The organism is Blautia sp. HCP3S3_D9 (assembly GCF_052063845.1).
In the GTDB taxonomy this organism is placed as follows: Bacteria; Bacillota; Clostridia; order Lachnospirales; family Lachnospiraceae; genus Blautia_A.
In genome coordinates this window covers 1-5,424 of sequence record NZ_JBQHWS010000179.1, presented here as the reverse complement: position 1 = coordinate 5,424, position 5,424 = coordinate 1, and the positions used below count along the sequence as shown (strand labels likewise).

Here is a 5,424-nt window from a genome sequence, read left to right as displayed (position 1 = left end):
TTCGACTAACTGTATACCAATTCCGTCAAGATGCTCTCTTCCGCTGTTGCCATCAGTGCGTTCATGTGTGCTGTCCATGCCATCGGATCTGCTTCCTTGTCCGGTGCCGGACTCTTCTCCAGTAGTTTCTCCATCTGGCTGTCCATTCTCTCCTGTGCCGCTTTCTCGATCTGTTCCAGATGGCTGTTCAGCTTCCCGGTCAGGAACAAGCTCTGATAAAGGCTGTTCCTGTGTTCCTTCAGAAATGTCCTCCGCAGCATCCCATATTTCCCGATTGTCACTTCTTCCTCTTCGACGGTCAGATTCGGAAACAGGTAATCTCCCTTGCGATGATATGTCAGTTCCATAATCGGTTCCTCCTTCATTTTCAATATTTTCTTCTTTTTTCGTTTCTGCATCCCGGTTTTTAGTTTCACGCATTAACGTGGTAAAGTTATTATAATTCCTTTCATTGGAATTTTCAACCTCTTTTCTCGATTCTTCCAGAGAAATTTTATGTACGGTCTTTCCAATATCAATCAGAATACTTTCACTGAGCTGGCTTGTTGCATTTCCAAGGAAGGTGAGAACAGACAGGCGGTTATAATCTGTGATATGCATGAAGTCCTCTTCTTCCAGAAGTTCCATCGGGTCAAGTCCGCATCGCCTGGAAAGCAGATAGTAAACACTGTCTGTTGCCAGCTGACGGAAATCACTGCGGATCGTTACCTCATCCAAATCTTCCAGATAAGTACCTTCTACAGCATATTCCAATCCATCCAGGTATTCCTCCAGATTATCACTGACCATTTCCCTTGCAACTGCCATCAATGCATCCTGCAAAGTTGCTGTATCCTTTTCTTCCAGAGCATAGACCTCTGCCAGATGGGTGAGGATCTCTTCTCTCTGGTGTTCCTGCATCTGCCACAGATACGGGCTTCTGCCCCCGGCTACCATATGGGTATCCGAAATATCAAACACATAACGGAGTCTGGTATGCTGCCCTGTTTCATCAAGCAGGGCGATTCCCCTTGCACCACGGTTCACCCATCGGAACATCTTTTCATTCCATAATTCCAGTGATGCACAGGCCGTTGCTTCTGGATGCTGTGCATGGATCAGAAGCTGGTCTGAAAAAGAATAACGATATAACCTTGATGCTGTGTCCATATAATCCATCCAGTCTCTGGGGGAACCACTCACTGATACAGCATGTTCCTGTGCCAGATCCCGGATGTCCTGTAATTTAGACATATCGCTTTACCTCCTTGTCTTATTTCTTTTTCTTCTTTGGGAATTCCAGATGAAATCTCGGCTTGCCATCCTCCAGTGTGAGTAACAGATCTGCATCAAATGTCATATCTTTCTTTTTAGAATACAGACCTTTTACATGGGTACAAGCCTTATCAAGAAGTTCTCTTGCCATCTTTTTATCCAGATTTTTCTCCATGCTTCCTAAGAAACGGTTTTCTTTCCAAAGAGCAAAATCACACTGACGGTTTGAGCAATAAAAATTCTGTTTCCCCTCGAAAACATCACAGCCACAGACCGGACATTTGCCGATCACTTCCCTCTCCGTCTGGAATCTCCTGCGTTCCTCTTCCGGTATCTCCCTGCATACCTCTAAAATCTTACGGACAAGAGAAGTAATCTCTCCCATAAACTGAGTATCTGTAATCTGTCCCTTTTCCATCATCAACAGCTGGTTCTCCCATTCCGCTGTCATTACTGCTGATTTCAGATACTCTGGCATGACTTTTACCAATTCCTTTCCCTCGGTACTTGGCAATATCTGCTTACCCTTTCTCTGTGCATAACCGGAAGAAACCAATTTCTCAATGATACTTGCCCTTGTTGCCGGAGTCCCCAGCCCTTTCTTTTCTGTTTCAGAATCAAACTCCTTATTACCGGCTGTTTCCATTGCAGCAAGGAGCGTATCTTCATTGAATGGTTTCGGCGGAGAGGTATAATGTGTGGTTTTCTCTGCTTTCACTGGAAAAAGCCTCATTCCTTCTTCATACCCAGCAGGAATCGAAGTCTCTTTTTCCTTTTCTTCTACTGGTTCCGCTTTGACACACAGATGTTTAAATGCCTTTTCCACTTCCTTAAATCCCATCTGTACTGGAATCTTCCCTCTGGCTTTAAAATCATGTTCCTGGCACTTTACCGTAATATCTGTCTGCTCATACAGATATTCTTCTCCGGTTGCCTGTACCAGCTGCTGACAGATCAACATCAGCAGATTCTTTTTATCTGCCGGTAAATCCGCAATTCCTTTCTCCACGGCTTCTTTCGTCGGAAGAATCGCATGGTGATCAGATACCTTTGCATTGTTGATTACCCTTTTTATGCCATGCCCCAATTGTCCATAATCTACAAATGGAAGTAATACTGACATTTTTCCTACCAGTTCCTCTACCGAATCTTTCATATCCTCCGTTACAAACTGGCTGTCTGTTCTTGGATAAGTAACCAGCTTTTCTTCATATAATTCCTGTAACATATCCAGTGTCCGTTTCGCCGTATATCCAAAGTAACGGTTGGCTTCTCTCTGCAGACTTGTCAGATCATAAAGTTTCGGTGGAAATGATTTCTTACGTTCTTTCTTTATCTGTGTGACCACAGCGGTCGAACCATTACATAACGCTGCAAGCAGATCCGCAGCTTCTTCATTTGCAATGTTCTCGGAAACTACTGTAAGTTTTCCATCTGTCAGTGCTACCTTATAAAACGCTTCTTTTTGAAAATGCTCGATCCTCTCCTGCCGTTCTGCAAGCATGGCAAGGGTTGGGGTCTGTACCCTGCCCACAACCAATCGTTTAAAGTATCTCGTGGTGTATGCTCTGGTTCCATTCATTCCGATCAGCCAATCAGCCTGTGACCTGCACACCGCAGCCATACAGAGATTCTTATATTCTTCTTCACTTTTCATTGTCTGAAAACCTTTCTGAATAGCGGCATCTTCCATCGAGCTGATCCACAGACGTTTCACTGGTTTCCTGCATCCGGCAAGCACATACACCCTTTGAAAGATCAGTTCTCCTTCTCTTCCTGCATCACAGCCATTGACCAGATATTCCACATCGCTTCGGTTCATCAGACCTTTTAAGACATCAAACTGTTTCTTTTTATCCTTGGAAACTTTCAGCTTCCATGTTTCTGGAAGGATTGGCAGATCATCAAACTGCCATTTTTCATATTTCAGGTCATATTCCTCTGGCTGTGCGTATTCTGCCAGATGTCCTAAGCACCAGCTGACAATACAGCTTTCTCCCTCCAGATAACCGTCCTCCCGCTTATAAGCGGACAGATTTTTCGCATAACTTTGTGCTACACTTGGCTTCTCTGCGATCACTAAAAATTTAGACATAATCCTTTCCTTTCTACCAAAAAAGGCAGCCAAGATTTCTGGCTGCCCCTGTCCTTATTACTGTTTCCATCTCTTAAAAACGCTTATTCTTCTTTTTCATCGTCCTCTTCATTTACATACGGACCGTCTGAAAATTCAAGCTGTTCACTTACATAATCTTCGTCCTTACTGCGTCCATGTTTCTTATAGACTGCGATTCCTGCAAAGCCTAAGATTGCTGCAACTACGATAGCTGCAAGACCTTTCACATTCATTCCGCTTTTCTCTTCTTTCTTCACTTCGGTTTCCTCCTCTGCTGCTGGTGTAGTCTCCGGTGTGGTTTCCGGGATCACTACGGTTGATTCTTCAGTTTCCTTGTCTTTTTCTGTTTCATCCAGAAATTCTGCCAGATCATTCTCATCGACCAGAGACATCATATACACGTTCTCTGTATTACTGGAACGGTCAATGACCATGTAAAAAGTATTCCCCTTTTTCGTCTGGATAGTAAGGAACTGTTTTGTATCATCATTTTCCTTATCATCTACAAGCTGGGCATTTCCCGGTGTAGAAAAAGCAGAATTGTTACTTTCTCCACTCACCCTTCCGGTATCCTCTTTCTTCTCCGTATCTTCAGTTGTTTCCGTAGAAGTCTCCTGCACTACTTCTGTCGATGTCTCTTCTGCCGGTGGATTTGCATTTGCATAAACAGTAGCAAGGGATGTTCCCGAAATCATTGTTACCGCCATAGCAATCATCAGAAGTTTCTTTATCACTTTATTCCTCATCGTCTAAACCCTCTCTTTCTGCCACCTGCCCCACAGGTGGTCTGTTATCGCTTTCTTTTTGGGGTGTCTCCTTGGTATCTTCCACTGTGATACCGCCGTCCTCATTCATCTGAATCATAACGGTTCCTTTCTGAATCCCGTCAAGCAGTACCAGCAGCTCCCGGCTGTCCAGTTTCATAGAACGAAATGATTTGATAATCTCCATATCTTCCATCTGCTGTTTTAAAGTATTCTGCCGTTTCAGATGTTCCTGAAGCTCTGCAATCTTATCCTCTGTTTTCTGAATATCATCCAGAATCTTTTTCAATTTCATGTTCATCTGCCTGTCACCTCCTCTAATGCAGACGACCAAATGCCATAAAGTGTTCCTGCCAGTAGGCACTTGCGATACTTGTATATTGCACCGGCTTACCACAATGGATCATCATGTTATTGCCGACATAGATTCCAACATGACTCGCTCCACTTGTGTTATAGGTTCCCTGGAAGAAGATCAAGTCTCCCGGTTTTGCTTCCGATGGAGATACCTGCGAACAGTGAGAACGAAGCCCATCGGCAGTACATCTTCCAATATTCCATCCATTTCCACAATTATTGATAACCCAGCTTACAAATCCGGAACAATCAAATCCACTTGGGGAATAACCACCCCAGACATAAGGAACTCCCAGATATTTCTCTGCTTCCCGGATCATCTTTGCAAACTGTGGATCAGATAAAGCATCTGTCGGTATGGTATAACCAAATCCTCCACTTCCGGTGGGTATGCTGTTTAAGTCAAACAGATAATCACGATTTCCATAATATTTGTTATATGCATCGTATCTTTCCTGTTCTTCTTCCGTCATGCGGCTTCTCAATACGGTATCCAGATTGCGGTTTGTCATCGTTACATCCAGACGGTTTACTTCTTTCGTGGTCGTAACCTGCACTTCCTGGCTTCCATTGCTGTCTGCTATGTATGCCTCCCATGTCTGGTGCCCGTGTGCGGAAGCTGCTGCATGGTTATCATAATAAACATCAAACTGAACACCATATCTTGCAAAAGCTCCGGTATCTTCTACTACATATTCCACACCATTCATAATGACATGGGTTCCCATCGGTACAAAAGGATTCGATGCATCTACGGCGATCGTATGATTGGCTGTCGGCATCGCACCACTGGCTGTCGGTCCTCCACTCCACTGCCCACAGCAGATGGAGCAGTTACAATACCCACTGGTGACAACCTGTCCCAGTGATTCTCCTACCCGGACTGTCTTTGTTTCGGTAACTGTCTCTCTGGTAGAATCTGTCGTAATACCA

General features: G+C 44.2%; 4 protein-coding genes and 1 pseudogene. All 5 read right to left on the bottom strand.

Translation table 11 applies throughout. The annotated features are described in order from the left end of the window. Positions 1-1,233 (bottom strand): annotated as a pseudogene (locus tag ACTNES_RS19220) (DNA methylase); the annotation flags it as partial. Between the two features lie 19 nt (positions 1,234-1,252). After that, positions 1,253-3,349 (bottom strand): DNA topoisomerase 3, encoded by a 2,097-nt coding sequence (locus tag ACTNES_RS19215; RefSeq protein WP_441040413.1) that lies wholly within the window; start codon positions 3,347-3,349, stop codon positions 1,253-1,255. An 83-nt stretch (positions 3,350-3,432) separates the two neighbouring features. Further along, the gene (locus ACTNES_RS19210; RefSeq protein WP_441040412.1) at positions 3,433-4,116 is read right to left on the bottom strand and encodes a CD1107 family mobile element protein; all 684 of its coding nucleotides are present in this window, start codon (positions 4,114-4,116) and stop codon (positions 3,433-3,435) included. Next, positions 4,106-4,435 (bottom strand): DUF4315 family protein, encoded by a 330-nt coding sequence (locus ACTNES_RS19205; protein WP_118591527.1) that lies wholly within the window; start codon positions 4,433-4,435, stop codon positions 4,106-4,108. The genes ACTNES_RS19210 and ACTNES_RS19205 overlap by 11 nt, the downstream gene beginning before the upstream one ends. Positions 4,436-4,451: 16 nt before the next feature. Then, a partial coding sequence (locus tag ACTNES_RS19200) for a C40 family peptidase (RefSeq protein ID WP_441040411.1) occupies positions 4,452-5,424 on the bottom strand: 973 nt, incomplete at its 5' end.

Excerpts from the sequence above, each read along its gene's own strand:
- ACTNES_RS19205 (WP_118591527.1), bottom strand. The coding sequence starts at position 4,435 with ATGAACATGAAATTGAAAAAGATTCTGGATGATATTCAGAAAACAGAG.
- ACTNES_RS19215 (WP_441040413.1), bottom strand. The coding sequence starts at position 3,349 with ATGTCTAAATTTTTAGTGATCGCAGAGAAGCCAAGTGTAGCACAAAGT.
- ACTNES_RS19210 (WP_441040412.1), bottom strand. The coding sequence starts at position 4,116 with ATGAGGAATAAAGTGATAAAGAAACTTCTGATGATTGCTATGGCGGTA.